Origin of the sequence: Funiculus sociatus GB2-C1 (assembly GCF_039962115.1) — a bacterium.
GTDB lineage: Bacteria > Cyanobacteriota > Cyanobacteriia > Cyanobacteriales > FACHB-T130 > Funiculus > Funiculus sociatus.
This window is the reverse complement of the sequence record NZ_JAMPKJ010000017.1, coordinates 12,129-34,873: the sequence shown is the minus strand read 5'-3', so window position 1 is coordinate 34,873 and position 22,745 is coordinate 12,129. Positions and strand designations below refer to the sequence as shown.

At 44.5% G+C, this 22,745-nt stretch carries 18 protein-coding genes; 10 read left to right on the top strand and 8 right to left on the bottom strand.

What is annotated here, in order from left to right; translation table 11 throughout:
• The first annotated feature begins 511 nt into the window (after positions 1-511).
• Entirely contained in the window at positions 512-2,947 is a 2,436-nt protein-coding gene (locus tag NDI42_RS10565) for a bifunctional serine/threonine-protein kinase/ABC transporter substrate-binding protein (RefSeq protein WP_190452500.1), read from the top strand.
• 8 nt (positions 2,948-2,955) lie between these two features.
• Here NDI42_RS10565 and NDI42_RS10560 read toward each other — a convergent pair whose 3' ends face one another.
• The 3 genes from NDI42_RS10560 to NDI42_RS10550 all read right to left on the bottom strand — a co-directional run bounded on the left by NDI42_RS10560 (position 2,956) and on the right by NDI42_RS10550 (position 5,019).
• The gene (locus NDI42_RS10560) at positions 2,956-3,564 is read right to left on the bottom strand and encodes a J domain-containing protein (protein ID WP_190452498.1); all 609 of its coding nucleotides are present in this window, start codon (positions 3,562-3,564) and stop codon (positions 2,956-2,958) included.
• An 89-nt stretch (positions 3,565-3,653) separates the two neighbouring features.
• Complete coding sequence (locus NDI42_RS10555; protein WP_190444705.1) at positions 3,654-4,247, bottom strand: ATP-dependent Clp protease proteolytic subunit; 594 nt, start codon at positions 4,245-4,247, stop codon at positions 3,654-3,656.
• Between the two features lie 112 nt (positions 4,248-4,359).
• Positions 4,360-5,019, bottom strand: coding sequence for an ATP-dependent Clp protease proteolytic subunit (locus tag NDI42_RS10550; RefSeq protein WP_190452496.1), 660 nt, complete (start codon positions 5,017-5,019; stop codon positions 4,360-4,362).
• A gap of 391 nt (positions 5,020-5,410) precedes the next feature.
• Here NDI42_RS10550 and NDI42_RS10545 point away from each other — a divergent pair, with 391 nt between their 5' ends.
• Positions 5,411-6,652 carry a vWA domain-containing protein gene (locus tag NDI42_RS10545; RefSeq protein WP_190452494.1) on the top strand — a complete coding sequence of 414 codons (1,242 nt, stop codon included), beginning with the start codon at positions 5,411-5,413 and terminating at the stop codon, positions 6,650-6,652.
• Positions 6,653-6,681: 29 nt separating this feature from the next.
• Positions 6,682-7,266 (top strand): Uma2 family endonuclease, encoded by a 585-nt coding sequence (locus NDI42_RS10540; RefSeq protein WP_190452492.1) that lies wholly within the window; start codon positions 6,682-6,684, stop codon positions 7,264-7,266.
• Positions 7,267-7,307: 41 nt separating this feature from the next.
• Here NDI42_RS10540 and NDI42_RS29070 read toward each other — a convergent pair whose 3' ends face one another.
• Complete coding sequence (locus NDI42_RS29070; RefSeq protein ID WP_488656609.1) at positions 7,308-7,493, bottom strand: hypothetical protein; 186 nt, start codon at positions 7,491-7,493, stop codon at positions 7,308-7,310.
• Between the two features lie 4 nt (positions 7,494-7,497).
• Complete coding sequence (locus tag NDI42_RS10535; protein ID WP_190452491.1) at positions 7,498-8,577, bottom strand: PIN/TRAM domain-containing protein; 1,080 nt, start codon at positions 8,575-8,577, stop codon at positions 7,498-7,500.
• Positions 8,578-8,944: 367 nt separating this feature from the next.
• On the opposite strand from NDI42_RS10535, the gene hemW reads away from it, so the two are divergent.
• Positions 8,945-10,207, top strand: coding sequence for a radical SAM family heme chaperone HemW (gene hemW, locus NDI42_RS10530; protein ID WP_190452489.1), 1,263 nt, complete (start codon positions 8,945-8,947; stop codon positions 10,205-10,207).
• Positions 10,208-10,306: 99 nt separating this feature from the next.
• Entirely contained in the window at positions 10,307-11,032 is a 726-nt protein-coding gene (locus NDI42_RS10525; protein WP_190452487.1) for a rhomboid family intramembrane serine protease, read from the top strand.
• A 118-nt stretch (positions 11,033-11,150) separates the two neighbouring features.
• Here the strand turns inward: NDI42_RS10525 and NDI42_RS10520 are convergent, their stop codons facing one another.
• Both NDI42_RS10520 and NDI42_RS28900 read right to left on the bottom strand, forming a co-directional pair.
• Positions 11,151-11,507 carry a hypothetical protein gene (locus NDI42_RS10520; protein ID WP_190452484.1) on the bottom strand — a complete coding sequence of 119 codons (357 nt, stop codon included), beginning with the start codon at positions 11,505-11,507 and terminating at the stop codon, positions 11,151-11,153.
• A gap of 159 nt (positions 11,508-11,666) precedes the next feature.
• The gene (locus NDI42_RS28900; protein WP_313930835.1) at positions 11,667-11,777 is read right to left on the bottom strand and encodes a DUF1816 domain-containing protein; all 111 of its coding nucleotides are present in this window, start codon (positions 11,775-11,777) and stop codon (positions 11,667-11,669) included.
• 569 nt (positions 11,778-12,346) lie between these two features.
• On the opposite strand from NDI42_RS28900, the gene NDI42_RS10515 reads away from it, so the two are divergent.
• Positions 12,347-14,752, top strand: a complete 2,406-nt coding sequence (locus tag NDI42_RS10515) for an NACHT domain-containing protein (RefSeq protein WP_190452482.1) — start codon at positions 12,347-12,349, stop codon at positions 14,750-14,752.
• A 1,247-nt stretch (positions 14,753-15,999) separates the two neighbouring features.
• Here NDI42_RS10515 and NDI42_RS10510 read toward each other — a convergent pair.
• Positions 16,000-16,425: a hypothetical protein gene (locus NDI42_RS10510; protein ID WP_190452479.1), complete on the bottom strand. Its 426-nt coding sequence runs from the start codon at positions 16,423-16,425 to the stop codon at positions 16,000-16,002.
• Positions 16,426-16,903: 478 nt separating this feature from the next.
• On the opposite strand from NDI42_RS10510, the gene NDI42_RS10505 reads away from it, so the two are divergent.
• The 4 genes from NDI42_RS10505 to NDI42_RS10490 all read left to right on the top strand — a co-directional run bounded on the left by NDI42_RS10505 (position 16,904) and on the right by NDI42_RS10490 (position 22,704).
• Positions 16,904-17,107 carry a hypothetical protein gene (locus NDI42_RS10505; RefSeq protein WP_190421500.1) on the top strand — a complete coding sequence of 68 codons (204 nt, stop codon included), beginning with the start codon at positions 16,904-16,906 and terminating at the stop codon, positions 17,105-17,107.
• 565 nt (positions 17,108-17,672) lie between these two features.
• Positions 17,673-19,520, top strand: coding sequence for a DUF5942 domain-containing protein (locus tag NDI42_RS10500; RefSeq protein WP_190452603.1), 1,848 nt, complete (start codon positions 17,673-17,675; stop codon positions 19,518-19,520).
• Positions 19,517-19,747 (top strand): DUF5818 domain-containing protein, encoded by a 231-nt coding sequence (locus tag NDI42_RS10495; protein WP_190421498.1) that lies wholly within the window; start codon positions 19,517-19,519, stop codon positions 19,745-19,747. The genes NDI42_RS10500 and NDI42_RS10495 overlap by 4 nt, the downstream gene beginning before the upstream one ends.
• A 449-nt stretch (positions 19,748-20,196) precedes the next feature.
• A complete protein-coding gene (locus NDI42_RS10490) occupies positions 20,197-22,704 on the top strand; it encodes a CHAT domain-containing protein (RefSeq protein ID WP_199311042.1) in 2,508 nt (835 codons plus the stop codon).
• Positions 22,705-22,745 lie beyond the last annotated feature (41 nt).

The following is a 22,745-nucleotide window of genomic DNA, read 5'->3' as shown; positions in this document are numbered from 1 at the left end:
GATTGTCATTAGATTAGCGCGATCGCGCTAATTTTAGCTTACGCGATCGCGCCTTAGTAACCACTGGGTAGTAGTTAGTATAGAGGGATGGAGCGCCAGCGAGGGAGCATCTACTACAACCTTCATTAAGAATGCGATCGCTGGGATTTTTGCAATAGTGTAGGGAGATATACAGGTTCGTCCTTTCCTCTTAGACCAATCTAAATCATACAGAAGCTTGGCAAATATTTAGGACAAAATTATTGTCAGACGAATTCAATATCTCAAGTAAAGGATAATTTTTAACTATAATTTTCCACCAACATAAGCTCAGCCATCCAACCATTAGGACGTTATTCCCTGAGCTAAAAGCTCTCCTGAAAGCAACGGAGCTATTTTCACACTTCCATCAGTTGGGAAAAGTATGTTATAAGGAACTTTAATTAAACGATTATTTAAGAAATTAACTTACTTTGCGCCAGCAACTATAATACTATAACATTCCCACTTTAATCGGGATGGTGTATTCGTCGTGAGTTATTGCATCAATCCCACCTGCCTTCATTTCGATAATCCTGCGAATCAACTCGCTTGTCCTAGCTGTGGGACAGAAATCTTAGTTACAGGACGGTATCGAGTAATTAAACGTCTGGACAAAGGAGGCTTTGCTCACACCTTTGAGGTGGAGGATACGTGTCGCGGAGGTACGCGAAAAGTCCTGAAAGTTTTGCACATTGATTGCGATAAGGCAATCTGCCTATTTCAGCGGGAAGCAGAGGTACTAAAGCAGCTGAATTATCAAGGTATTCCCAGAGTCGAGTCAGATGGATACTTCAAAATTGATATTGTAAATAGCAACAAGCCATTGCATTGTCTGGTAATGGAGAAAATTGAAGGAAGCAATTTGAGAGACTGGTTGAATCAAAACAACAAACCCATCACCCAACCGCAAGCTTGCGACTGGTTAAAACAAATAACAGAAATCTTAAACAAGATACATCAACACAATTATTTTCATCGAGATATTAAGCCGTCTAATATTATGCTGCAACCTGACAATCAATTGGTCTTGATTGATTTTGGTGCAGTACGAGAAGCTACAGAAACCTACTTGCATAACTTACAAGGAAAAGGCTGCACAGTAATTATTTCCCGTGGTTACACGCCTCCAGAACAAGTAAATGGCAGAGCTGTTCGTGCATCTGATTTTTATGCTTTGGGGCGAACTTTTGTTCATTTGGTCACAGGGATATCTCCCGATTTGCTGCCTGAAGACAGCGAGACGGGCCGCTTAATTTGGCGAAACAAAGCGCCACAAGTTTTGCCAAACTTAGCAGATTTGATTGATGACATGATGGCTCCCTTACCTCCATACTCAACAAAGCGTCCGAGAAATTCACACGAAATTTTGCAACGGTTAAAACAAATTGAGAAACGAACCAGTAGCAGCTTTCAGCTTATGCAACCTTCCCGAAAGCCCCTAATTCCTCCTAGCAGTAATAATATAAATGAGGAAACTACAACGCTTTTTAAACCGCGAAACAAAAAACTTACACTGGCAATTTTATCTGGTGCAATTTTACTGTCGGTAATACCAGCAATAATTTATTTAATAAACCGACCCAAGGCTTGCGATAAAATTATCGGGGACAATTTAAGTTGTGGAGAAGAAGTTTTAGTTCCCGATTCTGAAGTATCGTTTAAACAACAGGGAGTGCAAAAAATCAAAGAGGGTAAGTATGCTGAAGCTGTCAGCTTATTAAAAAAGGCACGGGAAGAACAACCAAGCGATCCTGAAACTTTGATTTATCTGAATAATGCCCAACTTGGAAACCAAAAAGCTTACACTATTGCGGTTGTTGCTCCCATAGGCAAGAGTTCAGACACAGCAATGGAGATGATGCGAGGAGTCGCCCAATCCCAAAATGAAATAAATCAGGGAAAAAAGATTAATGGTATTGGTCTTAAAGTGTTAATTGCCGATGATGCAAATAACCCTAAACAAGCTCACGAAGTTGCCAATAAACTGGTGAAAAGAGGGGATATTCTAGCAGTTGTCGGTCATTATGCAAGTGAAGTGACGCTGGCAGCTGTGCCTGTTTATCAAGAATATAAATTGGTAGTAATTTCCCCTGGTAGCACATCAGAAGAACTTTCACGCTGGGGCGATATTCCCAATCACGTTTTCTTTCGTACTATACCGAATACGCGAGTGGCTGCCCAATATTTAGCAAGCTACTTACTAGCTCAATCTCGTGACCAACAAACAGCCGTTTTTTACGCTCCTGGGAGTAATTTTAGCCGTTCTCTACGAGAGCAATTTCTTATTAGCTTTAAAGCTAGTGGCGGCAAAGTTGTGAAGGAATTTGATCTATCTAACCCTCTGTTTAATGCGGGTGCTGCGATCGCTCAAGTACGCAAGGAAGGAGTTACAGCGTTGGGTGTATTTCCCGATGGTGGAACCACTACTTTTGCTATTCCCAATACTTTAAGGTTGATCAAAGCTAATCAAGGTAGTTCTTGGATAGTTGGAGGTAATACCCTCTACAGTCCTGATACTTTACTGCTGTTAGGAAAAGATGCTTTAGACCGCTTTGTGGTGGTTGTAACATGGCATCATTTAGAAAGCAATGAAAACCCAGAATTTCCTCAAGCGGCTAGGAATTTATGGAAAGGTGATGTAAGTTGGCGCACAGCTACGGCTTATGATGCTACTCGTGCGCTGATAATAGCTTTAGAAAAACAATCATCACCGAGCCGTGTTAGTTTGCAACAAGCCTTAGCAGACAAAAACTTTAAAGCCCAAGGAGCTACAGGGACGATTAGTTTTCGAGGTGGCGATCGCAATGAGCCTATTTCTACTTTGGTTAAAGTAGTTCGAGCTAATTGCTCAACTGATAGTTACATTTTTGTACCTGTGAACTATCCCCCACCGAAAGCTAACAGCTTAGAGAATTGCAAAAAATAAATAAAGATTCAAAAAAGCTGCTCTAGGCGGCGAAAATCTCGCTCAACCTCAGCCCAGAGGGAACGGTTGTGGGGGTCAGTTTTCAAGGCTTTTTTTAGATAAATTCTTGCCTTATCAAGTTGCTTTTCAGCGATTAGTTGACGACCCCACTGTTGATATGCGATCGCTTGCCACTGACGAACTTCCGGATCTTGTGGTAGACGTTGAGCGAGTCCTTCAATCAGAGCGATCGCTCGCGCAAAACGGCGATATTTCAGCAACTGTTGCAACTGCTGATAAGAACTCCACTTCAGTTGTTGATCTATTTGTGACAACTGGGGAGTCTTTGGCAGTTGCGTCTCCTTGCGAGTAATCTTGGTGACGGTTGGTTGAGGTGGCGTTTCTCCGACTGTCTCTTGTTGGCTTGATTCCTCCTCTTGGGTTTCCGACGTTTGCACCACGCCGAGAAGGAACTTGTAAGCCTCAGTCAACTCAATAAACTTATCTTGAGCTTGGCGATTGCCAGGATTTGCATCAGGATGATACTTTCGTGCCAAACGCCGATAAGACGCTTTAATTTCTGCAAAAGATGCCCCTGAGCCTAACCCCAACAATCGGTAACAATCTGCGAGGTTCATCAGAGGTATCTTTAACTATCTTCTTCCAATTTTTGTTTATAGTTTCCATTGCCATTGTAGAGACGCGAGGAGCATCGCGTCTCTACTTATTACAGACGTTCTTCAATCACGCGGTCAATCAAACCGTATTCCTTAGCTTCTTGAGCAGATAGGAAAAAGTCACGATCCATGTCTTTCTCGATTTTTTCGATGGATTGACCTGTTCTGTCAGCATAAATCTGGTTCAGTTGGTGACGAATCCGCAGAATTTCCTTAGCCTCGATTTGAATATCTGTGGCTTGTCCCCGCGTACCGCCGGAGGGTTGGTGGATCATAATTCGCGAGTGAGGCAAAGCAAGGCGTTTGCCTTTTGTGCCAGCTGCCAACAGAAAAGAACCCATCGACGCAGCTAAGCCCACACAAATTGTCACCACATCAGATTTAATGTGCTGCATGGTGTCATAAATAGCCATGCCAGATGTGATTACACCACCAGGAGAATTGATATAGAGGTAGATGTCCTTACCTGGATCTTCTGAATCCAGATAGAGCATCACAGCAACAATCTGGTTAGCCAGTTCATCGTCCACGTCTTCACCCAGGAAAATAATCCGTTCCCGGTAAAGACGATCGTAGATGTTAATCCAATCAGTATATTGTCCCCCTGGCATCCGGTAGGGAACTCTAGGGTAGCCAATAGGCATGGTACAAAACTCCGTTTTTGAATCTTTGAAATTGGTGTCTAAAGAATTAAAAATGCAAAATTAAAAATTAAAAATGAAGCATTTCCTTTTTTAATTTTTAATTTTTAATTCTTTAGATGACGCCTGCGGGAAGCGGTGTTGGTAAGTCTGCTTTACTCTCCAGAACCCGGTCAATCAAGCCATATTCAACAGCTTGATGGGGTGTCAGGTAGTAGAGCCGATCCATATCCTTAGAGATTTTTTGTTTTGGCTGACCCGTATGGCGCGATAGGATATCAAGCATCGTTTCCTTATTAGCCAACACTTCTTTAGCGCGAATTTGAATATCCGTCGCTTGACCGCGAGCGTAGCTCTTGGTCTGGTGCAGGATAATCGTGGCATGGGGGAGACTAGCTCTAAAGCCTTTGGTTCCAGCTGACAGTAGCATCGCCGCCATCCCCATCGCCGAACCGATGCAGATGGTGTGGATGGGCGGCTTAATGTAATTCATCGTGTCACAGATGGCGAAGGCTTCAGTTTCAAAGCCAACGGGTTCACCGTCATAACGCGAAGTGCCAGTGGAATTGATGTAGATTTTGATCGGTTTTTCGGGGTCTTCGTACTGCAAAAACAGTAGCTGAGCGATAATTAGTTTCGTTACCTCTGGCACCAAGGGCGTTCCCAGATAGACAATCCGCTCCTTCAATATCATGGAGGGTAAATCTGGTGGCGGTGTACGGTAGAAGTTATCGCCGTAGTAAGGAGCTTGAACAGCCTTCATGGGTGAGTTCATGGCGTTGTATGAGCGGTCAATAATGGCGCTATCTTTAATTTGACATTAAATTCCGGTGTACCTCACCGTACTGCTTGGATTCTAGCAGTTTTGCTTTCATTACCGCTTACGGTTAAGGTTCGGTCTTAGGATACAAGGATTTGGAATCTAAGGATGCCAGTATGGGAGATTAGTAATGGATAATCGGTAATTACCACTGTCCCACTTTTCCGTGTTGTTTAGCGTTTCTACCAAGAGTGGTAATTTTCGTGGTGAGTGCTTCCTCAGGGTTAGGCTACAAGCTATTGTGGAAAATAAGTTCTGTAACTATTTGCGGTTCATTTTCCGTAGCGGCGGTATTTTGCGTTGTGGTTAGTCAGATCGTGTCTTCTCCTGCCAGGATTCAAGTGTTATGAGAGTTGGTTTACAGCCTACCCTGAATGATGCCAATATTGACGCAACTCAAGGGAGTAGCCAGCGTCAACTAGAGATTTCAATTTCTGCGATCGCCAGCGAGTTTGAAGGTCGCGCTCCCTTAAACTTATGTTTGGTTCTTGACCACAGTGGCTCGATGAACGGACGCCCTTTGGAAACGGTGAAACAGGCAGCTGTACGACTGGTGGAGCGTCTCGTACCAGGCGATCGCATTTCTGTGGTTGCTTTCGATCACAGAGCCAAAGTCCTCGTCCCTAACCAAGTCATAGACAACCCAGAAAACGTCAAAAAGCAGATTAATCGGCTCACTGCTGATGGAGGTACTGCCATTGATGAGGGTCTAAAGCTGGGAATTGAAGAACTGGCAAAGGGCAAAAAGGAAACGGTTTCCCAGGTTTTCCTGTTAACCGATGGCGAAAATGAGCATGGCGACAACAACCGCTGTCTGAAATTTGCCCAAGTAGCTACTGGCTACAATCTGACGTTGAACACGTTGGGGTTTGGCGCTCACTGGAACCAGGACATATTGGAGAAAATTGCCGACGCCGGGGGGGGTATGCTGTCTTATATTGAGCGTCCAGAGCAGGCGGTGGATGAGTTTGGGCGATTGTTTAATCGCATCTCTTCGGTGGGATTAACTAACGCTTACTTGCTACTGTCTCTGATGCCGAAGGTACGGCTTGCCGAACTCAAACCGATTGCCCAAGTCGCTCCAGATACAATTGAGTTGCCAGTGCAACAAGAAGGCAACTCCTTAGTAGTGCGTCTGGGAGACTTGATGAAGAATGTGCCGCGAGTCATCTTAGCTAACCTTTACGTTAGCCAGTTGTCCGAAGGTCGTCAAAATATTGCGAGTGTACAAATCCGTTACGACGATCCCACCCAGAATCAAACTGGGTTACTTTCCCAAATGATGCCAGTCGAGGCGAATGTTGTCCGGAGTTACCAACCCGCGCCCAACCAGCAGGTACAACAGTCTATTTTGGCGTTGGCGAAATATAGGCAAACCCAACTGGCAGAAGCGAAATTGCAACAAGGCGATCGCGTCGGTGCTGCGACAATGTTACAAACTGCCGCCAAAACTGCCCTACAAATGGGAGACAATAGCGCCGCGACCGTTCTGCAAACCAGTGCCACTCGCCTGCAATCAGGAGAAGAACTCTCCGAAGCCGATAGGAAAAAGACGCGGATCGTGTCTAAAACCATTTTGCAAGAATAAAACGCAAAGCTCAAAAGCGCGATTCGGTTATGACTCGAACACCAGTAAAACTTACTTTTGAGGAATACCTAACTTACGATGATGGAACCGACAATCGTTATGAATTTGTGGATGGCGAACTGGCAATGGTTGCATTGCCAACGGACGACCATTCAGATGTAATTGATTTACTTTCAAATGCTATCAGGACAGAAATAGCAAGACAACAGCAGCCGTGGATAGTCAAGCGCGATGTGGGAGTTTATATAGGCATTAACCCGGAAACGGGAAAAGAACGTTCTCGTACTCCAGATTTATGTGTGGTAACAACCGCGCAGTGGGCTACTGTTAAAGCAGATAAGACTAGAGCCGCTGTTTTGAGAACTGCACCGTTACTGGCTGTGGAAATAGTTAGCCCTGGTTCTAAAAAGACAGATTACAAAACCAAGCAGGAAGAGTATAAAACAGTCGGGATTTATGAGTATTGGATTGTAGACTTGCGTCAATCCAAGGTTTCTGTATTGCTTTTAAACGAGCAATGCTATGAAACAACGGAATTTACCAGGACTGAACGGCTTAACTCTCGGACTTTCCCAGAGTTAAATATAACGGCAGGACAGGTATTATCCGTTTGAAAGCGCGATCGCTATGTTCAACACGATAAAATCCCCGCTCCCTATCCCTTTTTCCTAGCTTTCCAAGTACCGCCGTAAACGTAAAATGGATTATTTTGGCTGATAGAAGTCCAACACTGCTGGCACACAAAAATCCATTGTTCAGACTCATCATAACGAACTCGAAAAAGAACCGATGCAGGTTCGCTGCATCGGTCGCATGATTTGACTCGTATGGCTCTCGACATCTGTCTAGACAGGAACAGAAGCCTGGGGTCTGGCAAAAATCATCCGTCCCGCCGAGGTTTGCAAGGCACTTGTCACCACCACCCGGACTTCACCACCCACGTAGTCGCGACCATCTTCCACAACTACCATAGTGCCATCATCCAAATAGCCAACACCTTGCGCGGGTTCCTTGCCACCTTTGAGAATTTTCAGCTCAAGAGTGTCACCAGGCAGATAAATTGCTCTAATTGCCTGAGCCAAGTCGTTAATATTCAGTACAGACACCTTCTGCAAGGTGGCAACTTTACTGAGATTGTAATCGTTGGTTAACAGCGTGCCATTAATTTCTTGCGTCAAACGCACTAACTTAGCATCTACCGTAGCGATTTCATCATAGTCCGCTGGGTGGATGACAATGCGTTCTTGGTAAGCTGTTTTCATTCGGTTCAGGATATCTAACCCTCGTCGTCCCCGGATGCGCTTCATATCGTTGGAACCATCTGCCAGTTGTTGCAGTTCCTGCAAGACAAACTGCGGCACTAAAAGTTGACCTTCTATAAAACCAGTGTTCAGCAGTTCTTCAATGCGACCATCAATGATGCTGCTGGTATCCAAAACTTTTGTGGAGGCAGGCTTGAGGGTTCCTTCTGATACCAACATCGTTTCTACTGAGTGGGGACTAATCAGCCTCAAGAAGGAACGACCGTGGGTATCTGCTAAGGTGACACCCAAGAAGGAAAACATCACGCTGCCTAAAATGGCAACCAAAGGCTTAATAAAAGCAAAATCGAAGGGCATTGGTAACAGGAAAACTGGTGCCAGCATCAAGTTTGCTATTAATAAGCCAAGCACCAAGCCGACTGCTCTAGTCAGGATGACCTCTATCGGCATTTCGCGGACTTTCTTTTCTAGGCGGCGATAGGTTGTCTGCACCAGCAGCCCAGATGCACCCCCAATTATGGCGGCAAACCCAGCGAATACCCAGCGTAAAGCGTCCTGATTGCTGACTTGATCCAGCATGCCACTGGGTAGCAATTCTATAGCGTCGAAACCGACTCCCGCCGCTGCTAGGATGAATAAAAGAATTATGAGTGCGTCAAGCATTGTTTCAAGTTGATTGGGATGAATGCTTCAATTTCTGGGAGCGGATCTCAAAAACTGATGCTTGTTTAGATTTACCGTTATATTATATCTTTTGTGTTATGACATTCACTTTTTGGATGAGGTTCAGTTAATATCAGCATCTCTATACAATTTGATTTTTTTAATGAAGTCAATTGTTTTTTATTAGAGATAGGGAAGCGAAAAATTTCTCGCAGTTTTTAGCCTGCTGAAGCCTGGACTAGACTAGCGTCTGAGCTTAGGGCGGTGTGAGGTATAAAATTAAATAGCTGACGATAAATTTATTAAAGTTACAACTATTAATCAAATTTTTGAATATTTCATCGCTATATTGAGTATTGATGCAAACATGGTATTAAATTCTTTAAAGCCAGCTAAGAAATTTATTGATTTTGAGGTTCCCAGGAACGCTTATCTACACATCCCATTTTGTAGAAGGCGATGCTTTTACTGTGATTTTCCAGTGTCAGTGGTTGGGGATCGCAAGACTGGCAACAACTCTGGCACAATTGAGCATTATGTTGAGGTGCTATTGCAAGAAATTGAAATAACACCAGCGCTGGGATTTCCCTTGAAAACAATTTTCTTTGGCGGCGGTACTCCTTCGTTGTTGTCGGTGGAACAACTGGGGCGTATCTTGGATAAGCTAGACGGTTGCTTTGGTATTGCCGCAGACGCTGAAATCTCGATGGAGGTAGATCCAGGGACGTTTGATGGGAAACAACTCCAAGGCTACCGCTCAACGGGTGTGAATCGAATCAGTCTAGGGGTGCAGTCGTTTGAGCAAAAGTTGCTAGAAGTCTGCGGGCGATCGCATACTGTCTCTGACATTTTTGCATCTGTGGAGCTAATCCGTCAGGTAGGGTTTGCCAACTTTAGTTTGGACTTAATTTCTGGATTGCCCCATCAAACCTTAGAGCAGTGGCAAGATTCTCTCTTTAAAGCAGTTGCGATCGCTCCTACCCATATTTCAATTTACGATCTGCAAGTAGAACCTGTAACTGCCTTTGGGCGGCAATATCAACCCGGCGCTAAACCCTTACCAGAGGATGAAACCGCCGCCCAAATGTATCGCCAAGCCAGCGAAATCCTTACGGGTGCTGGTTACGAACATTACGAAATTTCTAATTACGCCCAGCCCGGTCATCAATGCCGCCATAATCGTGTTTACTGGGAGAATCGCCCTTACTACGCCTTTGGTATGGGTGCTGCAAGTTACTTGCAGGGGTGCCGTTTCACCCGTCCCCGCAAAACACGAGAATATTACGAATGGGTGCAACAGCTGAGTGAAGCTGGCGGGGTGTTGGACTGTCCTCAGATATCAGCCTCTGAGGTATTGTTAGAAACATTGATGTTAGGGTTGCGTTTGGCAGAAGGCTTAAGTTTATCAACCCTGGCTGAACGGTTTGGCGAACAAACGCTCTCAAAAATTGGCAAATGTTTGCAACCCTACTATCAACAAGGTTGGGTAGAAGTCGTAACGGACGATGGGGAAGCCATTAGACCACAAACCCAGAAACTCTCAGCATCAGGGCGGATAAAATTAACCGATCCAGAGGGGTTCTTGTTTTCTAATGTCATTTTGGCAGATTTGTTTAGCCAGTTGGAATAAATTATCTTTTTTAAACGCTCCAGATAGCGAAGGTAATCACCAAGGTACGCAAAGTAAAATATTTTTCTGCTTACCTTGGCGTTCAAAACACCAAAATTCATGATTCCTATTGCAGATAATATTGCCAGTCGCCGCAAGCCGATTATTAATTACTTCTTTATCGGTATTAATATTGCTTTGTTTTTGTGGGAGCTAAAGTTAGAAGTTGCGGGTGAACTTACCAATTTTATCCAACATTGGGGTATCGTCCCAGCTCATTTAAGTGCGGTGATGTCAGATGCACTTAGTGAGAATAATCCTGCTGCGTGGTTTGCTGTTTTGATTGTTTCTAGTTCTCTGTTATCAGCGATGTTTCTCCACAGCAGCTTTAGTCAGATTCTGGGTAATCTCTTATTTCTATTTGTTTTTGGAAAGGGTGTAGAGAATGTTTTAGGGCATAGGAGATATCTAATATTCTACCTAATTAGCGGTCTTCTTACTGGGATTGTGCAAGTTTTAGTTGAGCCTACTTTAAGTGTGCCATCTGTTGGGGCAAATGGAGCGATCGCATCTGTCATTGGTGCCTATCTTTTGAATTTCCCTAAAGCAAAAATTGACACTATTTTACCCCTAATAGTTGTTTTTATTCCTATCGAACTACCTGCTCTCTTCTTCTTATTTTGGTGGTTTGTACAGCAGGTATGTTATGGAATTGGCAGCTTAAAAATTTCCAGCGCTGTTAATCCAGTTAATATTACCTACTGGGCGCATGGAATTGGACTAGCGCTCGGAGTAATATTAGCGCGACTGATGGTTAAATATAAACCTTCTACAGCGATTTACTAAGGAATTATAAAAAAGTTAGGAACGAGGAGTAAATATTCACTGACAATTGTTGGTTGAGTTGAGCCTACATTTCAACCCAACCAATTGCTCTAGCGATTCTAGATAAGCTCTATCGATATCAACCAAACCAGTCAGAAGGAACATTCCCTGGGTAAGTTTCTGGCGGGATATGGTGTACGATCCAGTCAAAATTAGATTGGAGAATGTATTTTATACCCTGATGAATTTGATTTTCTATGTGGAGTCTTAGTTCTAAAGAACGATAAGGAAACTTAGGGTAGACTATTCCTGGTTGCGCGTCCTCAACAACTGTGTAAGTGCTAGGAATTGTGCTGAGTACATAAGCGATTAGTTTTTCTCGTAACTCAGGAATAGCAAAGGCTTTTTGATAGGGGTCTTCTGGATAAGTATCTAAGGTTGCTTCAATTTCATCAGTTACGATTGGCAAGGCTAGGTTGACAACTGTTATGCTCATATTTTAAAATCCCACAAAAACGAGTTTTAAACAAGTAAAAATTTTATGTGTATAAATAATTATTCTTTATATCTTCATAATTTATTTCTAATATTTTATCTACCTTTCAAGTTTTATTAAACTTCATTTTCAACTACAGTAGTTGTTTTTGCTGGACTTTTAAATTTGGACGGCGATCCCTTTGGTTCCTTCCTTTTCGAGATCATCAATGTAACCCGCTGGAGTAAGTTTAGCTTCCGCCTCGATAATAAAAGGGCTAAAGTAGTAAATACAGTTAGTAATATTCCTAAAAATTTAGATTCGCCAAGCCACTCTTGTTGAAGTAAGACAAAAATGTTTTTAATGGGCTTGATAAATATCAGGCAATGTTTTGTTGCTTCTGCAATTTTTGATCAGACGATTACCTCAGACGAAAATATTCTTTTTATTCTTCCGTCTATTGATCGCAGGCACGTTTTAGCGATTTATTCGCATCTAAGATGACATTGAGCTACCTGTAAAATTGCTGAGTTACAGTGTCAAAAAAGATGGATTCCAGGTTTGCAAATTCTGATTGTACGGAGTATTGTTTGTCTACCTCTGGTCTTGGTTCTTCAACTTGCTGCATAGACTCTCCTCCACAGGTTGCCTTATAGCATAAAATATTCGTGTATGAAATAAAGTTTAGACAAAGGATCAAATCATGTATGATTTGTACCATTTGTTTTAGAATTCTTAATTATTTACAAAGATTGCTGTAAAATCGTAGTGAAGCTTAAGATTAATCGCAGTATATTTAAAAAAATAAAGTATGGTAGCCTAAAAAATATATAAAAAATACAGGGGTTGACCTCTGATTTATGGCTAAACGCTCTATTCAAGTTTCTTCACAAGCTCTCAAACACGTAAGGCAAGCCTTTGCCCGCAAGGGCTGGACGCAAGAAGATTTGGCTGTTGAGGTTGGGTTAAGAACTCGCCAGCCAGTGGGGAGATTTTTGGCAGGCAAACCTGTGGAGCGTCGGATCTTTATCGAACTTTGCTTTCAGCTGGATCTCAATTGGGAAGAGATTGCCAATCCAATCAAAGGTGAAGGAGCTGAGCAAATAGAGAATGTTCGCAACAATGGCTGGGAGATTGATACTTTGGTGGAGCAGGTGCGATCGCTCTACCGAGACAAAATTCAAGAACAGTGCGGTACGCTGCGCCTGTTGGATATTGCGCGACGGGTTGGCGTAGACAATATTTATATCGATGTCAATATTCTAGAGGAGATCACCAGCCAACGTTGGTTGGAGATTTCGGACTTGGTGCAAGGGTTCAACCCAGATGCAGACGAGTTCGATCGTTTTGGCTTGAGTCGGGTGCGTCAAGCAAGAGTTTTAGGGCTTGAGGCAGTAGAAAGTTATCCTAAGCTGATGGTGCTGGGTAAACCGGGTTCCGGTAAAACCACATTTCTGAAATATGTAGCTATTCAGTGTAATAAAGGCGAGTTTCAAGAATACCGAATACCAATTTTTATTAGGCTAAAAAATTTTGCTGAGGATGCCAGCGATGAAGGCAGTTTCAGTTTAGTAAACTACATTAGCCAAGAACTTGGTAGCTGCGGAGTTTCGGAGGCTATTGTGGAAACTTTGCTTTTGCAAGGTAAAGCTTTAATTTTGCTAGATGGTTTGGATGAAGTTCAGCACCCAAATAGCGAAGAAGTTCTGAAACAAATTCGCAGATTTTCCCAAAAGTATTACAAGAATCAGCTAATTATCTCTTGTCGAATTGCTGCCCAGTTTCCTCGATTGCCGGGATTCACAGAAGTAGAAATTGCAGACTTGAATCCAGAGCAGATTGAGTCGTTTTCAAAAAAGTGGTTTGTAGAAGTTGGTAGAAGTTCACCCCCAGAAGGTTTAGCTACGGCAAATCGGTTTCTAGAAAAGCTGAAGCGGCCAGAAAATAAACAAATTCGAGAACTAGCAGTCACGCCAATTTTACTAAATTTGACTTGTTTAGTTTTTGCGATGAAAGGAGAATTTCCCTCGAAACGCTCTAATCTATACGAGCAAGGATTAGATATTCTCCTTGTTAAACGAGATGAAGCTAAAGGCATTAAACGAAATGAAGTTTATCGAAATTTGTCTTTGCCACACAAGATTAAGCTGCTGACTCAGGTTGCAGCTATCACTTTTGAGCAAGGTTATTACTTTTTTGAACAAAATAAAATCCAGCAACTGATTGCAGACTATTTGAGAACTTTACCCGATTCCCAGTCCGATCCGGAAACATTGCGCCTGGATAGTGAAGCGGTGCTGAAATCTATTGAGTCTCAATATGGTTTATTGGTAGAAAGGGCGCGGCAAATTTACTCGTTTTCTCATTTAACTTTTCAAGAGTATTTGACTGCGAGACAATTTGTTGCCAGTTCTAATCCACAAGCTTTGGAACATTTGGTTAATCATGTTGGCGAAAAACGTTGGCGGGAAGTGTTTTTGCTGGCAACGGGAATGTTACGTAGTGCTGACCATTTGCTGCAATTGATGAAGCAAAAAATAGATGCGATCGCAGCTTCTGATGAAAAGGTACAGGAATTACTCAGATGTATCAATAAGAAAACTCTTTCAGTCGAATATATCCAGCAACCTGCGGCTATTCGAGCATTTTACTTTTCGCTTGCTTGCGCCTTTGACCATTCTCTGGCTTCTACCCTGAGCATTGGCCCTGTTAGCTTTTCTTTTCCTACCGTTCCTTTCTTTCCCTTACCGCTTTACCTTTGTCTTGCTCAAGCTATTGACGGTGACGTTGGGATGGATGATGACTTTGCTTATGCCTTAGACTTTTTTCTGAATCGCGATGCTTCTGGTTTGAATAATACTGATGCGCTGGATCGGGCGATTAATCGCGTTCTAGATTGTGCGATAGATTTTGCTCTGGCTTTGGATAGCGATCGCGCTCGCGAGTTACGGCGCAGCCTGCAACAACTCAAAGCTGAATTACCTAATCCAGATAAAGGTTTACAAAGATTTAAGACATGGTGGCAAGCGCAGGGACAAACTTGGACTGAGCTATTATCAGCCGCGATCGTGGAACATAATAATGCCAGTTACGATTGGCAGTTCAGCAATCAGCAGAAGCACTTGTTGAGGCAATACTACGATGCCAATAAGTTGCTTGTAGATTGCTTAAATAGCGATTGTGAAGTGACACCCGCCGTGCGATCGCATATTGAAGATACTTTATTATTGCCGATTGCGGCGATTGAAAAACTTAATTCTCTATAAAAAAGGCAACTCGCAGTCATTTTTGTGCCGCGTTCCCCGGCTTCAGCCTGGAGAATGCCTAATAGGAGACTTTGACTTAAAAATAGCTCATTTATACCTCTCCCTAACCCCACCCTTAATAGGGATGGGGCTTCAGTTGTAGGTTGAGTCCTTGCAACCTCACCCAATAAAATTGCCGGGCTTAGATGTTTAGCCTTTATAGGTTGGGCCGCAATAACCTCAACCAACAAGTGCTTATGGGTCTTGGCTTTCGTTCCTACAAATATTCTTAAGAGAACTCTATTGCTTTATGGGAGGCAATCGTCCCTTGAAAAGCGTTTTCAGACTGATCGCGGAAACGAGAAGAATGTTGCGATCGCTTAACTTTCGTTGCAGTGAACTACCACTATTGAGTTACCTAACTTAATCACTTTTTGTGATGAAATGCAATGTTTTAAGTTGAAACTGTACAACTTATAGCTACTTGTAAAAAATTACTTGCATACTAATTAAAGACAGACCAATCGCACTTGTGATTCTTTTTTTACGGAAACGCTTTTATGAACACCTTAAACTCTCCAGTTTCAGCCTGTCGGTACTGTCAATTTTACGATCCAATAGGAAGAAGAGGCGGCTGTTGTAAGACTCTTGGTGTCTCAGTTCAAGCTGGATGGCAAGGTTGCCAATTGGCAATTCCAGTGTTTACATCTGTATGTCCGCGTATGCAGGAAGCTTCTTCAGACCCTGATAAAGCAATTGTATTTTAGCACCCAAAAACACGTCAAGAGTCAGGAGTTACAAACCAGTAATTTGTCACTCAAAAATCGAAACTCTCCTTTGTATTACGTCCATCAAGTTTCGCAACTAATGCAACTAAATTAGCAGGTTCCATAGGCTGGCAACCGTGCATTTAGAACCCTGCTAGGAGAGCTTGTTTACAATCTTCATGTCTGGCATCATTTGGCAATTTTCCGGATTAAAGCGTAGTCGTTATCTTCAGACATTGCACGCTCAACAATACATCTAACTCGAAACCTTCGAGTAGTTCTGGAGCGCTTGATCTGCCCATGCTGCTGTTGTGAATGCGGCTCCAAACTCCTCTGGAGCCGCATTCATAAACTCGCAGGATCTGCACTATTATTCACAATCACGGCTTGCAACCAAGCTAGAGAAATGGGGAATTGGGAAGAGTCTTTCCCAGTCCCCATTTTCCAGTCGCTAATCCCAAACGCTATTGTCTAATACCTACAGCTACGGTACAAAAATCGCTACCCGTTATCCTCTGCCATATTTTCTAATTCCTGCTGAAGAAACTTTCCCCATTGCACTGCCAGAGGGATTTCTGTAAAAGGAACTTTCACAGCAGCAAGTGGAAATACAAATTCCAGCGAAGCAACGCGACCTTTACTAGGCGGTGAATCAAAGTCAACTTGCTTGTCATCCACCAGCAACCGAATAGCTTGCACATCATTCAGGGAAAATGTCTGCACCTCCACCGGGCCTTTGCGCGTGGGTTTTCCCCAAGTCAAATTACTGTCATTTTGCGCCAGCACTGCATAGATATCATACTTAGACCGTTCAAACTGCCCTGCCCAGCGGCGATATGCTTCAACTTTTTGATACTCGTTCCACCCTTGCCAAGCCAGCCAGATAAATGCTGCCAAGAGGGGCAACCACAAGAGACCTCGTTCCATCGTCGGACTTTTGCCCTCAAATTATCCTAATATCTTGCAGCCTAGCAGAGGTTGGAAGTAAAGCAAGCCCAGATCCAAAACTTTTGGGCTGTCTCTCATGAGGAGTTTCTGGCTGGGAATGCCTACACTAAGGCGGCCGCCTCAGATTCTCTGTTTCCTTTTCACCGCCGATCGTCGTTCCCATTTTCTGACTGGGAACGACGATCAAATTATCCGAATCCTTTGCCAGGTAAAGGTTTGAGGCTTAAGGCTATCTGAAAAATTTAGGAAGACGACCGGTTTCCCTAAAGTCAAATGTGACCCGGATCACTTGGGCCAGTAAGAGGTAGTCACAATCTCTTAGCCAACGCGATCGCTTAAACTTTGGGATTTCAATCAAAAATTTACATCTAAAATGTCACATCTTGCTACAGGTTTCTATCACTTGATGTTCTTTATAAAAGCTTCATATTAAGAATATCGAATTTTACGAATCAGGATGCAATCTCAAATTGACCTAACCCAGTTCACTATTGAACAAGTGATTCATCAGATATTTACCTTTCGTAGAATTTCCCGCATGGATCAGCATCTACTGATGTCAGTGCTGCTATCCAAGGATTCCATCAGCGACCTGGAGAAAACTCTAATCGACAAAATGTTCGTTGCTGTGAAGCTTGGCAGACTGAGAATTGTCGATTAAAACCGAGTCTAACTTTACCAGGCATTTATATTTTAGCAAAATGTTTCTCATACTTTGGATAGTTGACAATGCCAAATAATTGTTAATTTATAAAAGTTAATTTTTCTTAATTACCACTGAGAAAAACTTATGGAACATATTCCTTAAAAAATATTCAAACTAACAAAAAGCTTTTTACCTTTCAACAATTTGAAAGTGCAGAAGTTACCTACTATCAAGGGGATGTGATGGGGTGTTTCCTAAAAATTATAAGTATAGTTCTTTTAATTATTATGATGCAAATGATTAATATAAAAATGGTATTTTCCCTAGTAAAACAGCACAATATTATAGAATTTCAGAACTACGAACCGGCCGATTATGGCAGTCCAGAGATTAGCCAAGGTGCAGGGAGGCGTTAAAGAACAGCTGCTTTGCTAGGGGAGAGGGAGACAAGCCGATAAAGCACATCAACATAAGAGTTATATAAATCTCAAAACTAAAAAATAATAAAAAAATAAATACACCATCTGCCAGAGGCATGAGTTATCGTGGGGAGAAAACTGGCGATCGCGAGACGGTGGTTATGAGAAAGCTTTTGATAGCGTGCTTGTTTTTATTGGGGCTAGGATTTGCCCTGTTTAACTTCAAGGGATTAGCAGCTCAGGGAGAATTTGAGACGATTGTGCTGGACTTCCGCGAGGACGTGCCAGCCGAGGTGCGGCAGGAGCAGGTGCGATCGCTCGGCGCACAACTAAACAGCGAATTCTCCCAGGCGGATAATGTGTATATCGTCAAAGGCGATCGCACTACCCTGAAAGCCTTGAGAAAATCCGGTCTAGCCAAACTGACAGAATACATCGAGCCGAATTATATGTATAAGTTGCCGGAAGCTCCCGGCAACTCCAATTACCGGGCATTCTCATCCAGCAAGGATGAGGCGCAGCCTGCCTTTAGAGGAGCTAACGATCCCTTATACGGCAAGCAGTGGAACCTGCGTAACGTCAGCATTGAACCAGCCTGGGACGAAACCAAAGGCGCAGGCATTACAGTTGCCGTAATTGACACCGGAATCAGCCAAGTCCCTGACTTGAAAGATACCAAATTCGTCAAAGGCTACGACTTCGTAAGCGACAAAGTAGAAGCCGACGACGACAACGGACACGGCACCCACGTAGCCGGAACCGTAGCTCAATCTACTAATAACAACTACGGTGTCGCAGGTGTTGCCTACGAAGCCAGCCTCATGCCCCTCAAGGTTTTGAGTTCCAGTGGCGGCGGTACAGTTGCCGATATTTCCGAAGCAATTAAGTTTGCCGCCGATAACGGTGCTGATGTGATTAACATGAGCCTGGGTGGTGGCGGTGAAAGCCAGATTATGCAAGAAGCGATTAACTACGCCCACAGCAAAGGTGTCGTCATCATCGCCGCAGCAGGCAACTCTAACGAGAATTCTGCCTCCTATCCAGCTCGTTATCCCCACGTCATCGGTGTTTCCGCCATTGATTCATCTGGGGAAAAAGCCTTCTACTCCAGCTATGGTGCTGGTGTGGATATCTCCGCCCCCGGTGGAGCAATGCAAGGAGAGGGAGATTCAGCAGCTGGTGGAATTCTGCAAGAAACCATCGGCTATGACGAAAATGATAATTTAATCCCCGTCTTTGCCGCCTTCCAAGGCACCAGCATGGCATCTCCCCACGTAGCCGGAGTTGCAGCTTTAATCAAAGCCGCTGGCGTGACAGAACCAGATGACATTGAGAAAGTTCTTAAGGAGTCAGCACGGGCGGTTCAGGATGACGGACTCAACTACTACGGTGCTGGCCATTTGGATGCTGGTGCTGCTGTAAAACTTGCCCTGCGCGGACAAATTACCTTCCGTGATTTCTTCCGCTGGCTGCGGGACAATGGCTATCTCAATCCTCGCTTCTGGATTGATGGCGGTGCTGTGGCACTGTTGCCTAAAGTGGCGATGGTACTGGGTTCCTATCTCCTAGCTTGGTTCTTGCGGAATTATTTCCCCTTCGGTTGGAGTTGGTCGCTTGCCAGTGGATTACTTGCTGGGAGTTCTGGCTTATTTTTCCTGCGAGGGTTCTATATTTTCGATCTTCCCCAGTGGCCGTTCCGCGTCATGGGTAGTTCGATTCCTGAGTTGGGAAGTGCAGTTCAAGGAAGCGGTTTATTGAATCCGATCTTTGCCAGCGTGTTAATTCCCTTTATTTTAGTAGCACTGCTACTGGGACACCGCAGCTGGAAGTGGTTTGCTATCGGTTCAGCCGTCGGTGTGGCATCCTGTTTAGTGGTGAGCGCCGTAGTAGATCCGGCAGTATTGTGGTTGGGTGAGGGCGCGATCGCTCGCACCTTCCTGATTACCAACGCCCTTCTGTGTTACGGACTCGCCTATCTAGCCTCTCAAGGAGAGAAACAAACGGCATGAGCATTTCAGTAACAGGCACCATCGAACGCAAAGGACTCGGCCCTGGAACCTGGGCATTAGTCACCGACGATGGCGAAACCTACGAACTCCAGAAACCCCCGGAAGAGTTACGCAAATCGGGACTGAAAGTAAAAGTCAAAGGTGAAGTCAAAAAAGATGTGATGACTTTCGCCATGATTGGCCCGGTTCTGGAAGTCAACTCTTTTGAGCAACTGAGTTCGGACTAAGGCTAAGGTCAGGATGGCTAATTGTATTCTGGTTAGCCATCCTGACCTTGAAAAAAAAATCCCCGGCTCAAACCGGTGAGCCAGGGGATGTCAATCAGGGTGCATCTACCAATCTACTTTTCTCTGGCTTACACCACTTATCCGGAGAAATCCCAGGAAAATTTTTTGGTTCTAAGGAATGCCAGCTGTGAGGCGACCGCCTCACTTAAACTACTACTCCGTCTCTCGTTAGGGGAGGCAGAGCCTCCAAGAATTACGTTTCTAGGCACTTAGAAAAAAAAGTCTTTTATCCTTCTCTCGTTCGCTTCACCAGGTATGTACCATCAGAGAAGGAGAAACTGCAATTTATGGAAACTTTAAGTAAATTAAATCTATCTAGGAAAAGAGGGGAAAAATTACTCCTCCTCCAAAAACAGAGCAGACAGATGTTCTAACTGAAGCAGGAGTGCATGGTAGCAGTGGCTCAGGAATTTCACATCTCTGTAAATCCCTTAGGGGAAAATAAATATTGGGTGCGGACAGAATGTGTTGGTACACCCGGTGCTGTGCCATTGGCCGAGGAGCAAGTGACGTGGCAGGTGGAGGGGTGGTTGGCCGATGCCAAGCACTTGATGAATGACCCGTTGTTGATGGTTTTGTCTCCAGGCGACACTTCTCGATCGGCATCGAACAACACACAGGCACATCAATCTTCTCTAAACCTGGTGGCGTTGGGTCAGCAGCTTTACGAGGCGTTGTTTCAAGGTACGCTGCGAGATAGTTGGATGATTGCCCAAGCGATCGCGCAACATCGACAAGAAGTGCTGCGGTTGCGGCTGGGACTCAAAGACCCCCGCTTACTCAGCCTACCTTGGGAAGTCCTGCACGATGGCGAGCGCCCATTGGCAACAGGCACAGATGTCGCCTTTTCCCGTTATCAGGTGAATAGCAGGTTGAGAGGTGCCGCCTTATCAGGAGCTTCCCAGGCAAATCAACCAATAAAAATATTAATGGCGATCGCTGCCCCGACTGACCAGGAAAGTTTGGATCTCAAACAAGAAGCAAGCCATCTGCAAGCAGAACTCAGTAAACGCTCTCATAATGGCTTGCCAGAAATTCAGCTCACTGTTTTGGATCAACCAGGCTCAGAACAACTGACGCACGAACTAGAACAAGGTCAGTATCAAGTTTTCCACTATGCAGGGCATAGCGACCAAGGCGCAGATGGCGGCGCTCTCTACCTGGTTAGTCGCAAAACTGGCTTAACGGAGACTTTAAGCGGTGATGACCTAGCTGGGTTGCTGGTAAATAACGGCGTTCAACTGGCAGTATTTAACTCTTGTCGCGGCGCTCATACCGCAATGTCAAATTCCGGCGATGGCGCAGCAGAGCGAAACCTGGCAGACGCTTTGGTTAAGCGCGGAATCAAGAGCGTGCTGGCGATGGCAGAACGGATTCCGGATCGGGTAGCTTTGACGCTGGCGCGCCGGTTTTACAGCAATTTGAATCAAGGTTATCCCATAGACCTGAGCTTGAGTCGAGCGCGGCAGAATTTAATATCTACTTATGGTTCTCGCCAGCTTTACTGGGCTTTACCCATCCTTTATCTGCACCCGGAATTTGACGGTTACTTGACACCAGCCCATCACGCCATGAATGCGGGAGCCGAACGCCTCCAGTTGACTGACGCTGCTGGTACAGACCTTCCTTGGGCGGGAATTCTTGGTACACTCACCGGGGAAGAAGAAGCTACATTTGTTGCCCCGCCTGTGTCTAGATCCGGTTCCCTAACTCCCGACAACAATTCAAATCTACCGCCCAAGGATGATGATTTATACGATGAGTATGACGAACCAGACTGGGCAGATCCGGTTGACGATCTATATGACGATGCTGGCGACGAGGACGACATCGCCCTAGTCGCGGATTTGCTGCGCCAGCTCAACCCTGAACCGGGAACGCCAGCTGGGGAGACTCAGAGCGGGGGAGACAATGTAGTTTTCCATCCCTCTGTGTCCCAACCCCCAATCCCCAGCCCTCAGCCCCCAGTCTCCAATCAGCCTGCCCCTACTGCCCAGTCAGCCCCTACTAAGAATTCGGTGTCGGAGACATCGCTACTAGGATATTCTGGTGCCATAAGGCCACCAACGCCCTTCTGGAGACGTGGTGAGGGCGGGAGACAACGGGTTAAGGTCGTTCCAGTGGTGTTGGGGGCGTTAGGATCGGCGGTAGCGATCGCGCTTTTAGGATACTGGTTCTTCCAAAGTCGCTCGCCCCAGCCTGGAGAACTTTTAGAATCCCAAAGAAGCTCTTTGCCAGTTACCCAGCTACCCAGTTCAAATCTCAAAGCTGTTGATTTGAAAACAGCCAACACCTCCACAGTCACAGTTGCCGCAATTGAACAGTTCGGTCAAAATAACTTAGCCGCCGCAGTTCCTGCTGTAGAAGAATTGCTCAACCGAGGAGCATTGCAGCAAGCCAAAGGAGCGCTAGATACTGTTTCTCGCCAGCAAATTGATGACGCTGCAATTAGTTTCTTGAGAGGTCGTTTGGCGTGGCAATCTATTCAAACTGGCAACAAGGATTACAGTCTAGATGATGCCCGTCGTTTTTGGGAGGTAGCTGTCAAAAAACAACCCAAATCTATCGCCTACCTCAATGCTTTGGGTTTCGCTTACTATGCTGAAGGCAATTTCAAGCGTGCTAATGAGGTTTTGTTTGATGCTTTATATTTAACTGGAGAAAACAAGCCCAATCAAAACACCTTGACTACCTATGCTGGCTTAGCACTGGGACTGAAGGAATTGGCGAAAACTCAGCCAGATGATAAGCGGACAAAACTTTTGGACGAGTCTAAAAAACTTCGCCAAAAGGTGATGACAGACGATCCCGTTAATTTTCAACCAGAGGCGCTTAGTAAAAACTGGCTCTGGTCAGAAAAAATAATTCAAGATTGGCAAAAAGCCAATAAAAATTAAAAATTGCCTCTTGAATTTTTATTGGGAATTGGGAATTGGAA

Coding starts and splice junctions, on each gene's coding strand:
- NDI42_RS10560 (WP_190452498.1), bottom strand. CDS start 3,564: ATGAACCTCGCAGATTGTTACCGATTGTTGGGGTTAGGCTCAGGGGCA.
- NDI42_RS10555 (WP_190444705.1), bottom strand. CDS start 4,247: ATGCCTATTGGCTACCCTAGAGTTCCCTACCGGATGCCAGGGGGACAA.
- NDI42_RS10550 (WP_190452496.1), bottom strand. CDS start 5,019: ATGAACTCACCCATGAAGGCTGTTCAAGCTCCTTACTACGGCGATAAC.
- NDI42_RS10545 (WP_190452494.1), top strand. CDS start 5,411: ATGAGAGTTGGTTTACAGCCTACCCTGAATGATGCCAATATTGACGCA.
- NDI42_RS10540 (WP_190452492.1), top strand. CDS start 6,682: ATGACTCGAACACCAGTAAAACTTACTTTTGAGGAATACCTAACTTAC.
- NDI42_RS29070 (WP_488656609.1), bottom strand. CDS start 7,493: ATGTCGAGAGCCATACGAGTCAAATCATGCGACCGATGCAGCGAACCT.
- NDI42_RS10535 (WP_190452491.1), bottom strand. CDS start 8,577: ATGCTTGACGCACTCATAATTCTTTTATTCATCCTAGCAGCGGCGGGA.
- hemW (WP_190452489.1), top strand. CDS start 8,945: ATGGTATTAAATTCTTTAAAGCCAGCTAAGAAATTTATTGATTTTGAG.
- NDI42_RS10525 (WP_190452487.1), top strand. CDS start 10,307: ATGATTCCTATTGCAGATAATATTGCCAGTCGCCGCAAGCCGATTATT.
- NDI42_RS10520 (WP_190452484.1), bottom strand. CDS start 11,507: ATGAGCATAACAGTTGTCAACCTAGCCTTGCCAATCGTAACTGATGAA.
- NDI42_RS10515 (WP_190452482.1), top strand. CDS start 12,347: ATGGCTAAACGCTCTATTCAAGTTTCTTCACAAGCTCTCAAACACGTA.
- NDI42_RS10510 (WP_190452479.1), bottom strand. CDS start 16,425: ATGGAACGAGGTCTCTTGTGGTTGCCCCTCTTGGCAGCATTTATCTGG.
- NDI42_RS10505 (WP_190421500.1), top strand. CDS start 16,904: ATGCAATCTCAAATTGACCTAACCCAGTTCACTATTGAACAAGTGATT.
- NDI42_RS10500 (WP_190452603.1), top strand. CDS start 17,673: ATGAGAAAGCTTTTGATAGCGTGCTTGTTTTTATTGGGGCTAGGATTT.
- NDI42_RS10495 (WP_190421498.1), top strand. CDS start 19,517: ATGAGCATTTCAGTAACAGGCACCATCGAACGCAAAGGACTCGGCCCT.
- NDI42_RS10490 (WP_199311042.1), top strand. CDS start 20,197: ATGGTAGCAGTGGCTCAGGAATTTCACATCTCTGTAAATCCCTTAGGG.